Here is a 19,751-nt window from a genome sequence, read left to right on the forward strand (position 1 = left end):
GACAGCAGCGCCCGGAAGTGGCTTAGTTCTTCTCTTTGTCGACCATGCGACCGGCGGAAATCCACGGCATCATGCCGCGCAGCTTCTCACCGACCTGCTCGATCTGGTGCTCGTCGTTCAGACGCCGGGTCGCCTTGAACGACGGCTGGCCAACGGCGTTTTCCTGCATGAAGTCACGCACGAACTTGCCGGTCTGGATGTCGGTCAGAACCTCTTTCATCCGGGCCTTCGTCTCGGCGTAGGGCAGGATGCGCGGACCGCTGACATACTCGCCATACTCGGCAGTGTTCGAGATCGAGTAGTTCATGTTCGCGATGCCGCCTTCGTAGATCAGGTCCACGATCAGCTTCACCTCGTGCAGGCACTCGAAATACGCCATCTCCGGCTCGTAACCGGCCTCGACCAGCGTCTCGAAGCCCATGCGGATCAGCTCGACGAGGCCACCGCACAGCACGGCCTGCTCACCGAACAGGTCGGTTTCGCATTCCTGACGGAAGTTGGTTTCGATGATGCCCGAACGGCCGCCACCGATGGCCGAGCAATAAGACAGGCCCAGCTCCATCGCCTTGCCCGATGCATCCTGATGCACGGCCACAAGGCAAGGCACGCCACCACCCTTGGTGTATTCGCCGCGCACGGTATGGCCGGGGCCCTTGGGGGCCATCATGATGACATCGACGCCCGGCTTGGGCTCGATCAGGCCGAAGTGCACGTTCAGGCCATGTGCAAACGCCATCGCCGCGCCGTCCTTCAGGTGGTCGTGCACGTGCTTGCGGTAGGTCTCTGCCTGCAGTTCGTCGGGCATGGTGAACATGATCAGGTCACACCAGGCGGCGGCCTCTTCGATGCCCATGACCTTCAGGCCTTCACCCTCGGCCTTGGCGCGGCTGGGCGAGCCGTCGCGCAGCGCGACGACAAGATTCTTCGCACCCGAATCGCGCAGGTTCAGCGCATGGGCGTGGCCCTGGCTGCCGTAGCCAAGGATGGCCACCTTCTTGTCCTTGATCAGATTGATGTCGCAATCCTGGTCGTAATAGACGCGCATGTGCCGTCTCCCTGTCCCGAAGTTATGATGGCCGTAGCATAGGGACGTTGGCTGGCGGAGGAAGTGATCGTTTTGCACATTTTCACCATGCAGATGATACCTTTCATTCGCTGCTTCTTTGTTTTTATAAATACTCATGCTCGACGATACAGACAGGCGACTGCTGCGCCAATTGCAGAACACCCCCGATGCCACTCTTTCGGCACTGGCCACGCGCGCTGGTGTCAGCACGCAACTGGCGACGCGCCGATTCGAAAAGCTGCGCGCCAGTGGTGTGCTCAGAGGCCAACGCGCGGTGATCGACTGGCGCGCACTCGGCTACGCGGTAGAGGTCAGTTTGCGCTTCACGCTCGACAAGACCGACCCCCGCGCCTTTGACGCTTTCCTCGATGCCGCGCGTCAGGTGCCGGAGGTGATCGAAATCCAGACCTTTCTGGGCCGCGTCGATGTGCGCCTGAATGTCGTCGCCCGTGATCTACAGGACTACCATCGCCTTTATCGCACGCGCATCCTGTCCCTGCCGCATATCGCCGAATGCGAGGCTCTGATGCAGGTCGCGACCTTGAAGCGCGATGAAAGGTTGCCACTATGACGCTGGATGATGTGGACCGCGCCATCCTCGCCGCGCTGTCCGGCGACGCGACCCTGTCCACGGCGGCACTCGGCGCGGCGGTCGGCCTGTCACAGCCCGTCGCGTGGCGACGTGTTAAACGATTGGAGGAGGCCGGGGTACTGGCTGGTCGAAGGCTCGATCTGGATTTGGCGGCCCTCGGTTTCGGCGTGACGGTCTTTCTGGGCGTCAAACTCGCGGCCCGCAGTCGCACCGCGCTGGGCGAGTTCGAGCGCGCCATCACCGCCATCCCAGAGGTGCAGACCGTTGAGCATGTGCTCGGCCTTTACGACTATCGCCTGCGCGTCGTCGCCCGCGATCTGGAGGATTTCGAACGTGTCCTGCGCCGTCGCATCCTGACGATGCCGGGCGTTGGGAACGTGGAAGCGAACGTTCTGCTGTCAGAGGAACGGCGCGCCGGTCCGATCTGATCGCATCAGATCACGCTCCGCCCATCCCCGCCATCATCACGTTGCGCCGCAAGGGGCCAAGGTCATGCACCGCCTTCAATCCCGCCGAGCGCAACGCTTGCAGCGGGCCAGAGTCGGCTTGGCACAGCCGGTTGTAAGCGTCGATCGCCGTAGCGCGGATCGCCATGTCGCGGTGGCGGCTGCGCGCATAGGTCTCCAACGCCGCATCGCGTCCCGGATCTCCGCCTTCGATGGCGTCTGCCAGTGCCGCAATATCAGCAATCGACGTATTCAGACCCTGCGCACCGATGGGTGGCAGGACATGCGCGGCCTCTGCCACCAGTGCCGTGCGCCGCGCCGTCAGCGCATCGGCGGTACGGGTGATGATCGGCCAAACGCGCATGGGTGTGATCCGCTGCATCGGCCCCATGATGTGCAGTGCACGTTCGGTCAGTTCCGCATCGAAAGCTTCGGCGTTCATCGCCTGCAATTCCGCGATGCGCGCGCCCGTGGACATCCAAACGATAGAGGACGCATGCTGCCCCTCGTGATCTGGCAAGGGCACGGTCACAAACGCGCCGCCGCCGTTGTAGACCTCGGTCGAGACATGCTGGTGCGGATCGGCATGGGTGCAGGCGAAGGCTAGCGCTTTCTGGCCGTAGCGCCGGTCGCGCGCCTCGATCCCGGCCGCCCCACGCACGGGCGAGTTCCGCCCGTCCGCGCCGATCACCAGCGCGGCGGACAGACGGCTGCCATCGGTCAGGGTCACGCGCACTTCGTTCTCTCGGGCGAGCATGGACCTGAAGCCAACGCCTAGCCGCAAATTGACGCGTGACGCATCGTTCAACGCGTCCAACAGGATGCGATGGGCGCGCCAATTCATCACGTTCTGCCCGAACGCGGGCAGATCCAGATCGCCGGGGCGGAACGTTCGGGTCGCAGTCTGGCGCGGCGGCCAGCCGGTGGAGTCCATCACCCGCAGCGCCTCCAGCGGCGTGGCGTCGGGCGCAAGGTGCTGCCACAGCCCCGCCTCTTCCAGCACCGCGATGGAGGGCGCAAGATAGGCGGTTGAGCGCAGATCGCTGTCTTCGTCCGACATGGCGTCCGCGGGCGTCGAGGGGTCGCAGACCGTTACGGTATGTCCACGCTTGGCCAGCAGCGCCGCCAGGATCATACCCGCGATACCCGCGCCCGAGATGAAGATGTCCGTCTTTTCCATACGCTCCAGATAGGCGGCGCGCGCAGCAAGGTCACGCCCTGTGCGACGCAATGGCTCGTCTTTCATTGCTCTGGCGGGTTTGGCCCGTGCTGCTATGCTCGGCGCATGTCCGATCTGCGCCCCCCCCAACGCGACGCCTACGCCCTGCTTCTCGAAGCCATCGACACCGGCGTCTATCGACCCGGTGACAGGCTGGTCGAAAACGAACTGGCTGAGCGCTTTGGCGTCTCTCGCACCCCTATCCGCGAAGCCCTGCAACGGTTGGAAACCCAGTCTTTGCTGACCCGCGATGGCCGGTCTCTGATGGTCGCATCGCTCGATCACAACCAGATGGCCGAGCTGTATATCGTGCGCACTGAACTAGAGGGGCTGGCCGCCGAACTGGCCGCCCGCCATGCCACGGCAGAAGAGCTGCGGGTCTTGGCGCAGATGGTGGCAGAGGACAGGAACCGGCTGGACGACCCGCAGGCCCTGAGTCGCGCGAACCGGCGGTTTCACAAGCGTATTCATCTGGCATCGCACAACATGTTCCTCGTGCGGCAACTGGATCTGGTGCACCGCTCGATGGCACTTCTGGCAACCACATCGCTTGCCGTAGAAGGCCGCGGTGTCGTTGCGCTGGAGGAACACGCGTGCATCGTGGCGGCGCTGGAAGCGCGCGACAGCGTGGCGGCGAGGGATGCCCTGACGGCGCATATCAGTCAAGCCTATGAGACACGTCTGCGTCACGACTCCGGACAAGACGTGTGAACCGGCTCGCTAAGAATCGTCCGGTGCCGTGACGCCATGGGCGGTCTTGTCCCAGAAGAACGGACGATAGGCCAATTCGGCGATGGCCTTCACAAGCGCAATCGTCGCCATCGGGAAGTAAAGCTGCGTTAGTGGGATTGCCGCGATCAGACCGGGGCGGCCCATTCGGCAGGTCGCGAGCGCCTGCGCCATGGCGTTGAGCATGAAATAGCCTGCCATCACGACCATGACTGTTACGACGCCGCTCCCCGACAATCCGTCGAAGAAAGGGTGCGAGATGCCAGCGACGGGCAGCCAGAACAGCCATAGGAAGGGCGCCGTAGCGGCAGACAGCAACGAGCCCAAGAACAGCACCTGCATACCCAGAAATCGCCACGCCCCCAGATCACGCCAAAGCAATAGCGGGCTGCGCATATGCGCGGCCCAAGTCAGCGCGTAGCCCTTTTGCCAGCGCGACCGCTGCTTGATCCAGGCGCGGGGGCTGGCGGTCGCTTCCTCCATCGTGGTGCTGTCTAAAAGGTCGGTGCGGTAACCCGCGCGCGTAAGCCGAAGACCAAGATCGGCGTCTTCGGTCACATTGTGCGCGTCCCAGCCGCCGACCTCTTCCAGCGGCCCGCGCCGCAAGAACACAGTCGTCCCGCCCAAAGGCACGGCCCAGTCCAACCGCCTGATCGCAGGAAGGATCAGCGAAAACCACGTCGCATAGTCCAGAAAGAAGCACCGGGTCAGCCACGTCGCGCGTGCGTTGTAGAACGCCAGCCGCCCCTGTAACGCCGCGACCCGTGGCCCGGACCGGGCGAACTGGTGCACGACGCGGTGGATCTGATCGGGCGCAGGCGCGTCCTCGGCGTCGTAGATACCGATGATGGCGCCACGGCAGAAATCCAACGCAAGGTTCATCGCACGCGGTTTGGTCTGCACGCCGCCGGGCGCGACACGCAGGACGCGGACCCATGGCGGCAATTCGGTTTCGGCTAAGGTGCGCGCGGTCACGGCGTCGCTTTCCTCGATCAGAAGGCAGATATCCAGAAGTTCGCGCGGGTAATCCAGCTTGGCGATCCGATCGACAAGGATCGCCGCGATGTCCTGTTCCTTGAACAATGGCAGCAGGATTGACACGACCGGATATCGCGCAAGGCGTGGGCTGGCCTTAAGTTTCGGTGGACGTCTTAGCCGCGACACCACGGCAAAGAGTAACAAGGCGCCGTTCACGGACAGCACGCAGAGCGCCATCCAAGACCCCACAACGATAGCGCTGGCGGGCGCGACAGCGATCCCGGCGATCAGTGCAGCCAGCAGCGCCATGGCCCGGACGGGGGCGGCCACCATATGCCGGCAGCTTTGCGCGGCTGGACTGCGCGTTTCTGCGCGGTCTGCGAGGGGAGGACCGGCGTAGCGCATCAGCACTTCCGTCAGCCGTGTCTCGGTGTCGAGGATCGGTTGGCACCAAGCATTTAGCGCGGCTTCGAGGTAGGGGCGCAGTCCGTCAAACTGATGTGGATCGACGCACAGGATCGGAACCGACGCGCCAGCATTGCGAAGGGGCACGATTCGGTGTCGCGCGCAGAACGCCGCTCCAAGTCGATCAATCGCGGCGGCATCGGGGCTGGGCGTGGAGCCGTCGCGCACAGGAAGGTCGTGCAAGGCAGCAAGCGCATCACGAAGAACGACATCATCGATGTTGCCGTGCCGGAGCAGGATGTCGGCAAGCGTTCCAGATAGCTTGCGCCGACGGTCCAGCGCCCAGCGGTGCGTTTCGGCGTCGATAGCGCCGGTAGAGACAAGGCGCTCGCTTAGGGTCGCGGGGTGCGCGCGTTGCGGGTCGAGTGATTTTTGGTCGAGTATCGACATTCGATGATACAGAGTCCTTGGACTCTCACCGACTAGCGCCTTAACCTTAACGTAGTGTTAATGCCTCAGAGTCAGGCGGCGTCGTCCATCGCCTTCGCGAACCGCTCGAACAGGTAAAAGCTGTCCTGCGGGCCGGGGCTGGCTTCGGGGTGGTGCTGAACCGACCAGATCGGCCGGTCGGACACGCGTATTCCGCAATTCGAACCGTCGAAGAGCGATACATGCGTCTGTTCCACCCCGGCAGGCAGTGACTGTGCATCCACCGTAAATCCATGGTTCATCGACGTGATTTCCACTTTGCCGGTCGCCAGTTCCTTAACAGGATGGTTCGCGCCGTGGTGTCCGTGGTTCATCTTCTGCGTCTTCGCGCCCAGTGCCAGCGCCAGAAGTTGGTGCCCAAGGCAAATGCCGAAGATCGGCATGTCGGATTTCTCCATCACCTCTTTCAACATCGGCACGGCGTAGGCCCCCGTGGCTGCCGGGTCGCCGGGCCCATTCGACAGGAACAAGCCAGCAGGGTTCTGGTCCAAGATATCTTGCGCCGTGGCGGTCGCCGGCAGCACGGTCACATCGCAGCCCGCGCTGGCAAGGCAGCGCAGGATGTTACGCTTGGCCCCATAGTCGATCGCGACCACCTTGTGACCGGGCGTCTCGCGCTTGAGGTAGCCTTCGGGCCAGGCCCACCGCATTTCGTCCCAGCGATAGGATTGAATACAGGACACATCCTTGGCCAGATCGCGGCCTTCAAGCCCGGCGAAATCACGCGCGGCGGCGACCAGCGCCTGTATATCGAACTTCCCGTCGGGATCGTGGGCCAGCGCCACATGCGGCGCGCCTTGCTGGCGGATCGCTCGGGTCAGCCGGCGCGTGTCGATGCCGCCGATACCGATCTTGCCGTGGCGTGTCAGCCACGCGTCCAGTTCCTCTGCCGCGCGCCAATTCGACGCGGCTGTCGGGTCCCACTTCACCACCATACCGTCCGCGAAGGGGATCGCGGTCTCGTCATCCTCGGGCGTGACGCCGGTGTTGCCGATATGCGGGAAGGTGAAGGTCACGATCTGCCCTGCGTAGGACGGATCGGTCATGATTTCTTGATAGCCGGTCATCGCGGTGTTGAAGCACAACTCGGCAGTGCTCTGCCCGGTCGCCCCGAAGCCGCGGCCCTGAAAGATCGTTCCATCGGCTAGGGCAAGGCAGGCAGTGGGTGTCTGGCGGGGCATGGGATGAACCTTCGGCTGCGGCGCAAATCCATCGCGATGTATGGAGAAGGCCGGGTCCGGTCAAGCGGCGCTTGCGGCACGGGCGGTGGACGCTTACATGCCGCTGATCCCGAAAGGAGCATTCCGATGGACCTGCGCGAGCGCATCACGACCGCCATGAAGACCGCAATGAAAGAGCGTCAGACCGCGCGTCTGTCGACCCTGCGGCTGATCAACGCCGCGATCAAGGATCGCGACATCGCCGCGCGCGGAACGGATGACGGCCCCGACGGCGTTACGGACTTGGAGGTGCGCCAGATTCTGGGGCGCATGATCAAGCAGCGTCAGGAAAGCGCGCGCGCCTACGAAGAGGGTGGGCGGCTTGAGCTTGCGGAAAGCGAGCGCGAGGAAATCGGGATCATCGAGGACTTCCTGCCGCGTCAGTTGGATGACGATGAAGTTGCTGCTGCGGTCGACAAGGCCATCGCCGAGACGGGTGCGAGCTCGATTCGCGACATGGGCCGGGTGATGGGGGTTCTGAAGGATCGCTACACGGGCCAAATGGACTTCGGTGCCGTTGGCCCGAAGCTAAAGGCGCGACTGGGCTGAGCCGCAGCGTCCCGGCTTTGTGCCGGGGCTGCTGTGTAGAAGTCTGTAATCTGTTTGGGCACGGTTCCCGTTGTGAACAATGCCATCCGTCTTCGTCGGTTGAAGTGCACCTACGCCGGCAGTCGCTTGAGCAAACGGTCCAAGTCGTCGAAAAGCGCCTCGCGTTCTTCGGGCGAGAGAAACGCCCCAAGCTCTACGTCCCGGCCCGATCCTGAAAGTGTGATGTAATTCTCGATCGGTTTGTCGTGCAGCCGCATGCGGGTCCAATGCGGGTTGCCTTGCCACGTCTGGACGGGACCGCGCGGATTCGTGCGTTCAAGTGACAGAAGATCGGACCAGATTGTCAGTTCCTCGACCAACTGCCCGTCGCGGTAGTTGCGCATAATGAACAGGTACAGCGCCGCCAGGGCTGCCAGCAGGAAGGGCAGCAATCCCCAGAAGACCGGCGTGCCGATCAGGGGGAGTAGGGGCACCAAAAACATCAGTGCGCAGAACGCCATGATCCCCGCGAAGCCTGCCACCGGCAGTGACCGGTTGGGCCAAAGGCGCAGGCGCGCATAGGGATGTCCCCCCTGATGCGAGAAGGCCCCGGACTGTGCCGGGGCCTCCTGCGTTCGGTCAAGCCACTCTACCGGCATCAGTGATGCGCGGGGGCCTTGTCCCACTCTTCGCGCTTGGGAAGCGTCTCGAAGGTGTGTTCAGGCGGCGGCGAAGGCAGCGTCCACTCCAGCGTGTCGGCCCAAGGCGTCCACGGATTGGCAGGCGCGGTGCGCGGCACTTTGATGATCACCCAGAAGATCGCAATGATGAAGAATACGAACGACGCGAAGGACAGGAACGCACCGATCGACGACACGTAGTGCCACAGCGCGAAGGCGTCCGGGTAGTCGATGTAACGGCGCGGCATCCCCTGACGTCCCAGGAAGTGCTGGGGGAAGAAGGTGATGTTGGAGCCGATGAACATCGCCCAGAAATGGGTCTTGCCGATCCACTCCGGGATCATCTTGCCGGTGAACTTCGGGAAGTAGAAGTAGATGCCCGCGAAGATGGCGAACACGGCTCCAAGGCTCATCACGTAGTGGAAGTGCGCCACGACGTAGTAGGTGTCGTGATAGGCGCGGTCGATAGCGGCTTGGGACAGCACGATGCCAGTCACACCACCGGCAGTGAACAGCACCAGAAAGCCGAAGGCCCAGAGCATCGGGGTCTTCAATTCGACCGAACCGCCCCACATGGTCGCGATCCACGAGAAGATCTTGATGCCCGTGGGCACCGCGATCACCATGGTCGCCAGCATGAAGTAGGACTGCTGCGTCAGCGACATGCCCACCGTATACATGTGGTGCGCCCAAACGACGAAGCCGAGCACGCCGATGGCGATCAGCGCCCACACCATCGGCAGGTAACCGAAGATCGGCTTGCGGCTGAAGGTAGAGATGATGTGGCTGATGATGCCGAAGCCCGGCAGCACGACGATATACACCTCTGGGTGCCCGAAGAACCACAGGATGTGCTGATACAGGACCGGGTCACCACCGCCCGACGGATCGAAGAACGTCGTGCCGAAGTTACGGTCGGTCAGCAGCATGGTGATCGCGCCGGCCAGAACGGGCAGGGCCAGAAGGATCAGCCACGCGGTTACGAAGATCGACCACGAGAACAGCGGCACCTTGAACAGGGTCATGCCGGGGGCACGCATGTTCAGGAAGGTGGTAATCATGTTGATCGCGCCCAAGATCGACGACGCGCCCGAGACGTGTACGGCGAAGATCGCCAAGTCGGTCGAATAGCCGCCCTCGGTCGTGGACAGGGGTGGGTAGAGCACCCATCCGATGCCGGACCCAAGCTGGCCATTGCCGCCAGGGCTGAACACCGAGGCCACCGCCAGCGTAGAGCCTGCGACGAACAGCCAGTACGACAGGTTGTTCAGACGCGGGAACGCCATGTCCGGCGCGCCGATCTGCAGCGGCATCAGATAGTTGCCGAAACCGCCGAAGAGCGCGGGAATAACCACGAAGAACATCATCAGGATGCCGTGGGCCGTGATCATCACGTTCCACAGGTGGCCGTTGGGCGTGCAATTCTCGATGGCGGCGGGCAGAAGCCGCGCACCTTCCATGCACATGTACTGGACGCCCGGTTCCATCAGCTCCATCCGCATGTAGACGGTGAAGGCAACAGAAATGAAGCCCGTCAGTCCGGCGGTGAAGAGGTACAGAATACCGATGTCTTTGTGATTCGTAGACATGAACCACCGGGTGAAGAACCCCCGGTTGTCTTCGTGTCCGTCATGGCCGTGGACGGCTGCGTCAGCCATGCGTGCCTCCTGAGTTCCCGATCATTGTTTTTGACGCAGGCGGGCCGAGGTCCACGCAGCGTTGTTTCGGCTTTTAGGCAGAACACCGCCAAGGGGCAATGATACGTTTTGGCACATCTTCCAGATATTGAATACGTTTTGTCGGAGATCCCGCTCGTCGAGGTGCTTGCGGTTGCGGCGCGGTCGCGTCATCCAAGCGAAATGACTGGAATTGCGACATGAACGGCCCCGGGTGGCCCATGACCGGGGCAGACCAAGTGATCGGCCTGTTGGGCGGGTCGTTCGATCCGGCCCACGCCGGTCACGTCGCGATCACCCGCGCGGCATTGCGTCGGTTCGGATTGGCGCAGGTGTGGTGGCTCGTCTCTCCAGGCAATCCGCTGAAACCCGACGCGCCGGCTGCGCTTCAGACCCGGCTTGAAGCCGCGCGCAGGGTCATGGGCCATCCGCGCGTCCGCATCACCGACTTGGAGTCGCGTCTGGGCACACGGCTGACCGTCGAGACCATCGCGGCCCTCCAAGCGCGCTATCACCGCACACGATTCGTCTGGCTGATGGGCGCGGACAATCTGGCGCAGTTCCATCGCTGGGACCGCTGGCAAGAGATCGCGTCACGGGTTCCCATGGGCGTTTTGGCCCGCCCCGGAGACCGTATACGCGCGCTGCGATCGCCCGCCGCCCGCGCGCTATCATGCTATCGTGTGTCGCCCGGCATTCTGGCTTCTGTGGATGCTCCGGCCTGGTCTTTCGTGAACATCCCGATGCGCCAAGAGTCCTCCTCCGCGCTGCGGGCGGCGGGAACCTGGAAACACTGATGTGATTAATCAAGTGCCGACAGCCTGTTGAACGCCTGCCTAAGCGGGCTGTAGAGTTGTTACGTTGACGAGGAAGGCTGACTTTTGCTGACAAGACGGACCATGATCGCGGGACTGGCGAGCCTTGGCGCCACTCGTGCCGCTGCCGCGCCGCCAGAGACCAGCCTGCGCCCGATCCTGCGCGGCGACGATCTGTTCAAGCGGTTCGTTCCGTCGGTCGAGGATATCCTGTCGGAAGCGAACCTTTCTGGCGATGTGGCCTTCGCGGTTGCCGACGCTAACACCGGCCGGATCATCGAGGCACACCAGCCCCTTCTGCCCCTGCCGCCCGCTTCGACCGCGAAAGCGCTGACGACGCTCTGGGCCTTGGAGCGTCTTGGCCCCACCCATCGGTTCACGACGCGGCTGCTGGCCACCGGGCCTGTCGTCGACGGTCGGATCGACGGCGATCTGGTGCTTGCGGGCGGTGGCGATCCCACGCTGGACACCGATGCCCTGATGGAGATGGCCTCGGCCCTGAAGGACATGGGCGTTCGCGAGGTTGCAGGAAACCTGAAGGTCTGGTCCGGCGCGCTGCCTGACCTGCACGAGATCGACCGCGAGCAGCCCGACCACGTGGGCTACAATCCCGCCGTCTCTGGTCTGAACTTGAACTTCAACCGGGTGCATTTCGGCTGGTCGCGTAAGGGCGGCAGTTACGACGTCACGATGGATGCCCGCTCCGCCAATGCCGTTCCGCCTGTGCAAATGGCGCGGATGCAGGTAGTGGACCGGTCGTCGCCAATCTACACCTACGCGCGCTCGGACGCCTATGACGAGTGGACGGTGGCACGGGGCGCCCTGGGCAATGCCGGTGCGCGCTGGCTGCCCGTGCGCGATCCGGCTCACTACGCTGGAGAGGTCTTTCAGACGCTGCTGCGCTCGCACGGTATCATCGCTGCCGGGAGCATAGAGACCGCCGAGTCCGACGAGGGCGAAACTTTGCACTCGCGCACCAGCGACCCGCTGCCTGATCTACTGCGCGACATGATGACTTATTCTACCAATCTGACGGCAGAGGTGATGGGGCTATCCGCGTCCAGCACCCTTGGCCCGGTGGATAGCCTGGCCGAGTCGGCCGATCGCATGAACGGCTGGCTGCGCGAAACCTACGGGATGCGCGCGGTTGATCTGGAAGACCACTCCGGCCTTGGCGACGACAGCCGCGTCACCGCGACGGACATGGTGCGCGCCATGGTCGGCGCGGGACCGGATGGCGCGCTGCGGGCGCTGATGAAGCCCTTTGCTCTGGATGGGGACGATTTCACCGTCGACGCGAAGACCGGCACGCTGAACTTCGTCAGCGCGCTGACGGGCTACGTGTCCGGCCCCGCGGGTGGGCCGCTCGCCTTTTCGATCATGTGCGGCGACATCCCGCGCCGCGACGCTCTGACCGTTGCACAACGTGAAAAGCCCGAGGGTGGATCGTGGTGGAACGGCCGTGCCAAAATCATGCAGCGCGCACTGATCGACCGCTGGGGCAAGCTTTACCTGACCTGAGCGCCTAGACGGCAGCCTTCTTCGGCCCGGCGAAATACCATACGATGAAGCCCAGAACCGGGAAGATCAGGATGCCAAGACACCACAGGATCTTCTTGCCCGTCGTCGCATTCGACGTGATGACCTGATACAGCGCGTAGACGCTGGCGACGAAGATAATGAGGCCGATGATCTCGCGCATAGAGATGCTCCTTCAGACAGTCATGTGGCGGGCGCGCGCACCACGTTCGATTGCGGCGGCGTGCAGGCGCGTGATCTCCAGTTCCCAGCGCATTTCTTCCAGGAACCGCATCTCTGTGTCGCCCAACACACCATCTGCGGCGGCCACGTCGCATGACAAGGCGTAGGCGGTCTCGAACAGCTGCGCGGGCAGATATTTGCGGATGAGGGCGAACAGATCGTCCAGCCCGTCCTCTTCCGAGAACAGGTCGAACACGACCTCTGCGATCTCGGCGATGCGCTGCTGGTCGAAATCGGCGAAGACCGGCAGGTGGTTCACGATCCGCTCGATCGTCACAAGCTCTGACGTGCGCAGGTTTTCGTCCGATGCGGACGTCGCGATCATCAGCGCCACGAGGCAATCTTGCGCCGTCTCTATCCGTGCAGTGTCAGACATGGGAGTCACCTTCGATACAGGGTGGGTCCGGGGCACATGCGGACATTAATTGACGATGCGCCCCTTCGGCAATACTCGTGCGGCCTGATCACCCACCCGGAGCATTCCATGACTGACCTGCGCGATACCGCCCTGCAATCGAAGGCTTGGCCGTTCGAAGAGGCGCGCAAGCTGGTCAAACGGTTCGAAAAGCGCCCGCCAGAGAAGGGCTACGCGCTTTTCGAGACCGGCTACGGGCCCTCGGGCCTGCCGCACATCGGCACCTTCGGCGAAGTCGCACGCACGACCATGGTGCGCCGCGCGTTCGAGATCATCAGCGACATCCCCACCAAGCTGATCTGCTTTTCGGATGACATGGACGGCTTGCGGAAGGTGCCGGGCAATGTGCCCAACAAGGAGCAGGTAGAAGAGGATCTGAACCTGCCCCTGACCCGCGTGCGCGATCCTTTCGGCACCCACGACAGCTTCGGCGCACATAACAATGCGCGTCTGCGCGCGTTCCTGGATGGGTTCGGGTTCGAATACGATTTCGCGTCCTCCACCGCATACTACACATCCGGCCGCTTCGACGCGGCCCTGATGCGCGCGCTGGAATGCTACGAGCAGATCATGGAGATCATGCTGCCCACGCTCGGCCCTGACCGCCGCGCGACCTATTCGCCGTTCCTGCCGGTTAGCCCCAAGACTGGCCACGTCCTGCAGGTCCCCACGCTGGAGCGGAACGTGGCGGCGGGCACCATCGTCTACGAAGAACCCGATGGAGAGCGCATTGAAGTGCCCGTCACCGGCGGCAACGTGAAGATGCAGTGGAAGCCCGACTGGGCCATGCGCTGGTATGCTTTGGGCGTGGACTACGAGATGTCGGGCAAGGACCTGATCGATTCGAACGTGCAAGCGGGCAAGATTTGCCGCGCGCTGGGCGGTCCGGGACCGGAAACGCTGACCTACGAGCTGTTCCTTGATGCCGAGGGCCAGAAGATCAGCAAATCCAAAGGCAACGGCCTGTCCATGCAAGACTGGCTGACCTACGCGTCGCCGGAGTCGCTGTCTTACTTCATGTATCTCAAACCGAAGACCGCCAAGCGGCTACATTTCGACGTGATCCCCAAGGCCGTGGACGAATATCATCAGCAACTGCGCGCCTATCCCGATCAGGACGCGGCGCAACGGCTGAACAACCCGGTGACGCATATTCACGGGGGCGACGTGCCCGCCTCTGACATGGTCGTGCCCTTCGCGATGCTGCTGAACCTCGCGTCGGTGTCGGGGGCAGAGGAGAAGGGGCAGCTTTGGGGCTTCATCCAGCGCTACGCGCCGGACGCCGGGCCGGACACGCATCCGCAACTGGATGCCGCCGCGGGCTACGCGGTGCGCTACTACAATGACTTCGTGAAACCAGCGAAGACCTTCCGCCTGCCGACAGACATCGAGCGCGCGGCCATCGAAGACCTGCGCGCACGGCTGGTCGCCTGGGACGGCGGCCTCGACGCCGAAGCGTTGCAATCCGAAGTCTTCGCCGTCGGCAAGGCCCACGGGTTCGAGCCTTTGCGCGACTGGTTCACCGCGCTCTACGAAGTGCTGCTGGGCCAAAGCCAGGGCCCGCGCTTCGGTGGCTTCGTGGCGCTTTACGGCGTGCAAGAGACCATCGCGCTGATCGACAGCGCATTGGCGGGAAAGCTGGCCGGCGGCCAATGAGTATTTAGAAAAACAAAGAAGCAGCAGGTGGCTCTTCTTTGTTTTTCGTAAATACTCTGGCGCAAGGCACGCCAAAAGCCTGACGGCGGCGTGGTGTCGCGCGGATTTGAAACTTCGGCGGTTCGTGTCACGTATCTTGGTGGAGCTGACCCGGAGGATCCCATGCGTCCATTCATCGCCGCCATCGCCCTGTGCCTCGCCGCTCTACCCGCCGCAGCGCAAGAAGCAGAGATCGAGGGCGTGATCTCTTCCCAGCTAGAGGCCTTCCAGTCGGACGACTTCGGGCAGGCGTTCAGCTACGCCTCGCCCATGATACAAGGCATGTTCCGCACGCCGCAGAACTTCGGGTCGATGGTGCAGCAGGGCTACCCCATGGTCCACCGCCCCGGTGCCGTGACCTATCTGGAACTGGAGGGCGAGCCGCCCCTGATGCGCCAGAAGGTCATGATCCAGGACGCATCCGGCGCTTTCCACACGTTGGAATATGAGATGCTGCAAGATGGTGACGCTTGGCTGATCAACGGCGTACAGATGCTTTCGGCCCCCGCTGTCGGCGTTTGACACGCACCCACCGTGACGGTGGCTTGAGCGGGCTTTAAGCCCCGCCCCCTATCCCTTCGCACATGCCGGTCATTCGTCCGGCCCACGCGGTGTCCCATGCCTTTGGGAACAGCCGCGTTGCGTTTGCCTGCTTGCGAAGGGAACACGATGAACAAGGTGATTACCGAAGGCCTGGTCCTGGCTCCGACTCCGTTCGCGGACGGGCTGGATGTCTATTCGAAGGATGATGGCACCGCCGGATCCGCCACCTATGCCGGGGACCAGAACGCGGCCTACGTGCCTGCCGATCAGGACTTCGGCGGTGCATTGGAGTTGCGCAAGGTCGCGAACGTGCAGCGTGTGCGCTACATGGGCCGTACGCCGATCCTGCCCGGTACTTATCTGCGCGTCACGGCCCGGATGCGGGTGATTTCCGGTTCTATTCCGACGATCCGCATCGGCGGCACGCCTGCGCGCGGCAGCGATATCGTCGTTGGCGGTCTTCCGACCTCTGGCCCCTCTGTTACGCCTCAGGGCTACGGAGAGGTCGTCGAGGTCAGCGCCATCGTCGGTGCGGGCCGTCGCGGCGGGGTGGATTTGACCTGGGGCTCTGTCCCGCAATACGGATTCTTCGGCATCGACCTGACCGGTCCCAACGGCGGGGTCGTCCGGATCGACGATATCGAGATCGAGGATGTCACCTCTGTCTTCATCGCCGACATGCTGCCCATCGTGGATGTGCGCGACTACGGCGCGTTCGGTGATGGCACGACCAACGACACCGCCGCCTTCAACGCCGCCGATGCCGACAGCGACGGGCGCGAGATCATCGTCCCCAAGGGCACCTACCTGCTGGATGGCGATGTCTACATCGACACGCGCATCCGCTTCGAAGGCACGATCGTCCAGCCCCGCAACCACCTGTTCGTGCTGCGCAAGAACTTCGATCTGGCCACCTACATCGATGCGTTTGGCGACGAGGTCGAGGCGTTCAAGAAAGCGACGCAGGCGCTTCTGGGCAACTCCGACCACGAAAGCCTAGACATGAGCGGTCGGCGCGTCGATCTGGATGCGCCCATCGACATGGCAGAGGCCACGGGCCGCGACGTGTTCGAGATCCGGCGCGTCATTCGCAACGGCCAGTTCAACGTCAAGCCTGGACCGGCATGGGACGTGGGTCGGGTGACGTCACCGGGCAGCTACGATCCTTCGAACGCCGGGCGCCTGACCAACGTGAACTATGCCGCGCAGATCGAGATCGGTTCCCATGTGACCGGCGCGGGTGTCGGGCGCGAGGTCTACGTGAAGGACGTCAACGTCGGCGCGAAGATCGTCTACCTCTCGCAGCCGTTGTATGGCGGCGCGGGACGGCGGACCTTCACGTTCAGCCGCTACCGCTACGTCCTTGATTTCGGACGCTTCACCAAGCTGTCGAAGTTCACGCTGGACTCCATCGACTTCCAGATGGACGGGCGCGCCAGCGGCATCATGATGGCGCAGGACGGCGAGACCTTCCATCTGCGCGACTGCCACATCACCAAGCCCAGCCACCGCGGTCTGACCTCTTTCGGGCGGGCCTGTCAGGACCTGCAGATCGACCGGTGCCACTTCATCTCTGCCGAGCAGGATGTGGCCGCCACGCAGCGCGTCTCCGTCGGGTTCAACGTCAATGCGAACGACGCCAAGATCCGCGACAGCCGGTTTCAGCGGTTGGGCACGACGATGGTGCTGAACGGCGCGGGCCACCTGATCGTGGGCAACCACTGGTTCCAGGGCGACAACCTGACCAACAGTCCGCGCACTGGTGGCATCGTATTGACGCAGCCCAACGTGAAGTCGGTCATCACGGGCAACTACCTTGATAACTCGTCCATCATCTGGACGAACGAGCACGACGCCTATCCCGACTTCAACGCGGAATTCACCTTCGGCGGGCTCAGCGTCACCGGCAATATCTTCACCGCGAACGATACCAACAGCAGCTTCGCTTGGATCATTATCAAACCCTACGGGCCCGGCCACTATATTCAGGGACTGTCGGTCACCGGTAATGTGTTCCGTTCGATCAACGGCTCGAACGAGCGGGTCGAAACGGTGGACACCTCTATCGCCGATCTCGACCGCGCGGCCTTCCGCACGATCGAATGGACGGGCAACACGTTCAACAACGTCAATCAGGCCACGATCAACCCAGTCACGCTGGAGTTTACGCAAAACAGCGCGCAGCAGACGTGGACGCTGGCCCCCGGTGGCTGGATGCCGTTCAACGGCTGGACGCGCACGGTGCCCGCGATCGCTCCGGTGGGGCGCCTTCGGGACAATGGCGGGGCGACGCTGTACGAAATGCCGGCCTGCGACACCGTGGAGGGCAGCAACTCCGATCTCGTGCGCTTGCATTTCTCGAAGCCAGCGAAGGGCAAGGTGCAGCTGACAGTGCGCTGCGATAAACCCTACTGATGCGACCTTCCGCCACAGAAAATGGCCGTGCGCGGGAACCCGCGCGCGGTCTGGCGCGTCTTGCTCCCTGAAGACTTATTAATGGGACAGTAGAAATGAAAAAAGGTTTGGTTCCCGCGATCATCGCGGTGATCGTCGTGGCATTGCTGGCGTGGTACTTCCTCGACGTTGATGTCGATGGTGGCGATATGCCTGAAGTCAGCGTCGAGGGTGGTGAACTGCCCGAGGCCGACGTAACCACCGGCGACATCGATGTCGGCACCACCGAAGAGACGGTCACGACGCCCGACGTGGACATCGACGTCGGCACCGAAGAATCCGACGTGACCGTTCCCACAATCGACGTTTCGCCCGCTCCGGAAGCGGACGAAGACGAAGCAGTCACGCAGTAAAGCGGCTTTGGTTAACGAGTGTGTGGCGTCGTCCGACAGGGCGGCGCCGCTTTCGTTACTTTTGGTTCCGCGGTGGTTGCTTTTCTGGCTGTAAGCTGCACCCCGTAAGCCCTTGGAGCACACAATAGTTAATTACAAATTTCGGTAATGAGATCGGTGAACTCTTGCGTGTCCAGAAAATAGTTTGGATATCCACGCGCAAGGCTATTCACGTCTTGCGCGGCGACCAAAACGGCATCCAAGGGTTGATCGCTTTGAGATATCTCTAATTCGCGTTTCGCGTAAGCATCGGTTGCAGTGAGTATGTCTCGAAATGCCGTGATTACTGTTCTGGCGGTGTAGTAATTTACCTCGACCAGAAAATGAGTATATCCGGGCAGAGATTTCTGCTGAATAGTTTGGTGTGAATCCGAGTATGCACGAAGCGCGGCACACGCTCCCAAGTCTTCCTCAATGCTGGTCAGGAGTTTAGGGTCAGGACCCATTGATCTGCTTGAGGCTCTGCGGCCCGCGTGATTCACTGCCCCTGAACCAAAGGGGGCGTGATGAGTGATCTATACTGGCTGAGCGAGGCTCAGATGGAGCGGCTGCGGCCTTACTTTCCCAAGAGCCATGGCGTGCCCCGCGTCGATGATCGACGGGTCCTGAGCGGCATTATCTTCATCAATCGCAATGGCTTGCGATGGCGAGATGCGCCGCGTGAATATGGCCCCCACAAGACGCTTTACAACCGCTGGAAGCGGTGGAGCGATATGGGCGTGTTCGCGCGGATCATGGCTGGCTTGGCGGCGGAGGCGCCCGACAACAAGACGATCTCCATCGACGCCACGTATCTGAAAGCGCATCGCACGGCCTCGAGTCTATGGTCGAAAAAGGGGGGCGTGGACGCCTGATCGGACGCACGAAGGGCGGCATGAACACCAAGCTGCACGCCGTGACGGACGCGTGTGGGCGGCCTATCCGGTTCTTCATGACGGCGGGACAGGCCAGCGATTACACTGGAGCCAGAGCTCTATTGAGCAGTCTTCCGGACGCCGACTGGCTCTTGGGGGACCGAGGATACGACGCGGACTGGTTCCGCGAAGACCTTATCAACAAGAAGATAAAGCCCTGCATCCCTGGCCGGAAGTCACGCGACACCCCGGTCAAATACGACAAACGCCGCTACCGAAAGCGCAACCGGATTGAGATCATGTTCGGTCGCCTGAAAGACTGGAGACGCGTGGCCACGCGTTACGACAGAAGCCCCACGGTCTTCCTCTCAGCCATCGCCCTCGCCGCTGCCGTCATCTTTTGGCTATGAGTCCAGAGCCTAGCGATATAGTCTCGATCCAGCATCAGTTCATGGCGATCGCTAGAGTTCTTGTATAGTTCCCGGACGCCTGAAATATCTTCCAGAGAGGGTAAGACTGCTCGGCATCCACCCAAGTCTTGGATCCTTGAAAGTTTCATTCCTTCGAATCTGCGAAGTTTACTTACTACCGATTCAGCGCGTTTGAGCCTTTGGTAAACTTCACCGTTTGGATTTACGTCCCGAACGCGACGACGAAGAGAAACTTGGATCGTATTAAGAGGGAAAGCATGGCTAGAACGCCAGTGATCCATGATGGTGTATGCTTGTAAGTACTGATAGCGATGAGGTAGCCTTTTTTTGCCTCTCAATCCTTCCGCCAAGATTAGCCCAGCA

At 62.3% G+C, this 19,751-nt stretch carries 19 protein-coding genes; 11 read left to right on the forward strand and 8 right to left on the reverse strand.

The annotated features are described in order from the left end of the window. Nucleotides 1-22 precede the first annotated feature (22 nt). Nucleotides 23-1,045, reverse strand: a complete 1,023-nt coding sequence (ilvC, locus tag FIU81_RS02335) for a ketol-acid reductoisomerase (RefSeq protein WP_124110896.1) — start codon at nt 1,043-1,045, stop codon at nt 23-25. Between the two features lie 136 nt (nt 1,046-1,181). Between ilvC and FIU81_RS02340 the strand changes: the two genes are divergently transcribed. Continuing rightward, nucleotides 1,182-1,637 (forward strand): Lrp/AsnC family transcriptional regulator, encoded by a 456-nt coding sequence (locus FIU81_RS02340; RefSeq protein WP_124110897.1) that lies wholly within the window; start codon nt 1,182-1,184, stop codon nt 1,635-1,637. Then, a complete protein-coding gene (locus FIU81_RS02345; RefSeq protein WP_124110898.1) occupies nt 1,634-2,086 on the forward strand; it encodes an Lrp/AsnC family transcriptional regulator in 453 nt (150 codons plus the stop codon). Before FIU81_RS02340 ends, FIU81_RS02345 begins: the two co-directional genes overlap by 4 nt. Nucleotides 2,087-2,096: 10 nt before the next feature. Here FIU81_RS02345 and FIU81_RS02350 read toward each other — a convergent pair whose 3' ends face one another. Next, complete coding sequence (locus FIU81_RS02350; RefSeq protein WP_254695975.1) at nt 2,097-3,350, reverse strand: FAD-dependent monooxygenase; 1,254 nt, start codon at nt 3,348-3,350, stop codon at nt 2,097-2,099. Between the two features lie 39 nt (nt 3,351-3,389). Here FIU81_RS02350 and FIU81_RS02355 point away from each other — a divergent pair, with 39 nt between their 5' ends. Beyond that, complete coding sequence (locus tag FIU81_RS02355; protein WP_124110899.1) at nt 3,390-4,034, forward strand: GntR family transcriptional regulator; 645 nt, start codon at nt 3,390-3,392, stop codon at nt 4,032-4,034. 9 nt (nt 4,035-4,043) lie between these two features. Here FIU81_RS02355 and FIU81_RS02360 read toward each other — a convergent pair whose 3' ends face one another. Both FIU81_RS02360 and carA read right to left on the reverse strand, forming a co-directional pair. Continuing rightward, on the reverse strand, nt 4,044-5,885 hold the full coding sequence (locus tag FIU81_RS02360) for a glycosyltransferase (RefSeq protein ID WP_124110900.1): 1,842 nt from the start codon (nt 5,883-5,885) through the stop codon (nt 4,044-4,046). A 71-nt stretch (nt 5,886-5,956) separates the two neighbouring features. Then, nucleotides 5,957-7,105, reverse strand: coding sequence for a glutamine-hydrolyzing carbamoyl-phosphate synthase small subunit (carA, locus tag FIU81_RS02365; protein WP_124110901.1), 1,149 nt, complete (start codon nt 7,103-7,105; stop codon nt 5,957-5,959). Between the two features lie 126 nt (nt 7,106-7,231). On the opposite strand from carA, the gene FIU81_RS02370 reads away from it, so the two are divergent. Continuing rightward, the gene (locus FIU81_RS02370) at nt 7,232-7,693 is read left to right on the forward strand and encodes a GatB/YqeY domain-containing protein (protein ID WP_124110902.1); all 462 of its coding nucleotides are present in this window, start codon (nt 7,232-7,234) and stop codon (nt 7,691-7,693) included. A gap of 110 nt (nt 7,694-7,803) precedes the next feature. Here FIU81_RS02370 and FIU81_RS02375 read toward each other — a convergent pair whose 3' ends face one another. Then, nucleotides 7,804-8,358 (reverse strand): DUF2244 domain-containing protein, encoded by a 555-nt coding sequence (locus FIU81_RS02375; protein ID WP_320414786.1) that lies wholly within the window; start codon nt 8,356-8,358, stop codon nt 7,804-7,806. Beyond that, nucleotides 8,331-10,010, reverse strand: coding sequence for a cytochrome c oxidase subunit I (ctaD, locus tag FIU81_RS02380; RefSeq protein WP_124110903.1), 1,680 nt, complete (start codon nt 10,008-10,010; stop codon nt 8,331-8,333). The genes FIU81_RS02375 and ctaD overlap by 28 nt, the downstream gene beginning before the upstream one ends. Nucleotides 10,011-10,228: 218 nt before the next feature. Here ctaD and FIU81_RS02385 point away from each other — a divergent pair, with 218 nt between their 5' ends. Next, nucleotides 10,229-10,825 (forward strand): nicotinate-nucleotide adenylyltransferase, encoded by a 597-nt coding sequence (locus tag FIU81_RS02385; protein WP_124110904.1) that lies wholly within the window; start codon nt 10,229-10,231, stop codon nt 10,823-10,825. 102 nt (nt 10,826-10,927) lie between these two features. Continuing rightward, a complete protein-coding gene (dacB, locus tag FIU81_RS02390; RefSeq protein ID WP_124110905.1) occupies nt 10,928-12,364 on the forward strand; it encodes a D-alanyl-D-alanine carboxypeptidase/D-alanyl-D-alanine-endopeptidase in 1,437 nt (478 codons plus the stop codon). A 4-nt stretch (nt 12,365-12,368) separates the two neighbouring features. Here the strand turns inward: dacB and FIU81_RS02395 are convergent, their stop codons facing one another. Then, the gene (locus tag FIU81_RS02395; RefSeq protein WP_124110906.1) at nt 12,369-12,545 is read right to left on the reverse strand and encodes a PLD nuclease N-terminal domain-containing protein; all 177 of its coding nucleotides are present in this window, start codon (nt 12,543-12,545) and stop codon (nt 12,369-12,371) included. A 12-nt stretch (nt 12,546-12,557) separates the two neighbouring features. Then, the gene (locus FIU81_RS02400) at nt 12,558-12,980 is read right to left on the reverse strand and encodes a tellurite resistance TerB family protein (protein ID WP_124110907.1); all 423 of its coding nucleotides are present in this window, start codon (nt 12,978-12,980) and stop codon (nt 12,558-12,560) included. A 108-nt stretch (nt 12,981-13,088) separates the two neighbouring features. Here FIU81_RS02400 and FIU81_RS02405 point away from each other — a divergent pair, with 108 nt between their 5' ends. From FIU81_RS02405 to FIU81_RS02425, 5 genes are all read left to right on the forward strand, one after another. Next, complete coding sequence (locus tag FIU81_RS02405) at nt 13,089-14,675, forward strand: lysine--tRNA ligase (protein WP_124110908.1); 1,587 nt, start codon at nt 13,089-13,091, stop codon at nt 14,673-14,675. A gap of 162 nt (nt 14,676-14,837) precedes the next feature. Beyond that, the gene (locus FIU81_RS02410; protein ID WP_124110909.1) at nt 14,838-15,236 is read left to right on the forward strand and encodes a DUF4864 domain-containing protein; all 399 of its coding nucleotides are present in this window, start codon (nt 14,838-14,840) and stop codon (nt 15,234-15,236) included. Nucleotides 15,237-15,383: 147 nt separating this feature from the next. After that, the gene (locus FIU81_RS02415; protein ID WP_124110910.1) at nt 15,384-17,672 is read left to right on the forward strand and encodes a glycosyl hydrolase family 28-related protein; all 2,289 of its coding nucleotides are present in this window, start codon (nt 15,384-15,386) and stop codon (nt 17,670-17,672) included. 95 nt (nt 17,673-17,767) lie between these two features. Continuing rightward, on the forward strand, nt 17,768-18,064 hold the full coding sequence (locus tag FIU81_RS02420; protein WP_124110911.1) for a hypothetical protein: 297 nt from the start codon (nt 17,768-17,770) through the stop codon (nt 18,062-18,064). A 545-nt stretch (nt 18,065-18,609) separates the two neighbouring features. After that, nucleotides 18,610-19,367 (forward strand): IS5 family transposase gene (locus FIU81_RS02425; RefSeq protein ID WP_152460898.1). Its coding sequence is split into 2 segments (ribosomal slippage): nt 18,610-18,934 and nt 18,934-19,367, totalling 759 coding nucleotides; the frame shifts between segments, so codons are not numbered across the junction. Nucleotides 19,368-19,751: the final 384 nt, after the last annotated feature.

The sequence above is a fragment of the Palleronia sp. THAF1 genome, from assembly GCF_009363795.1.
In the GTDB taxonomy this organism is placed as follows: domain Bacteria; phylum Pseudomonadota; class Alphaproteobacteria; order Rhodobacterales; family Rhodobacteraceae; genus Palleronia.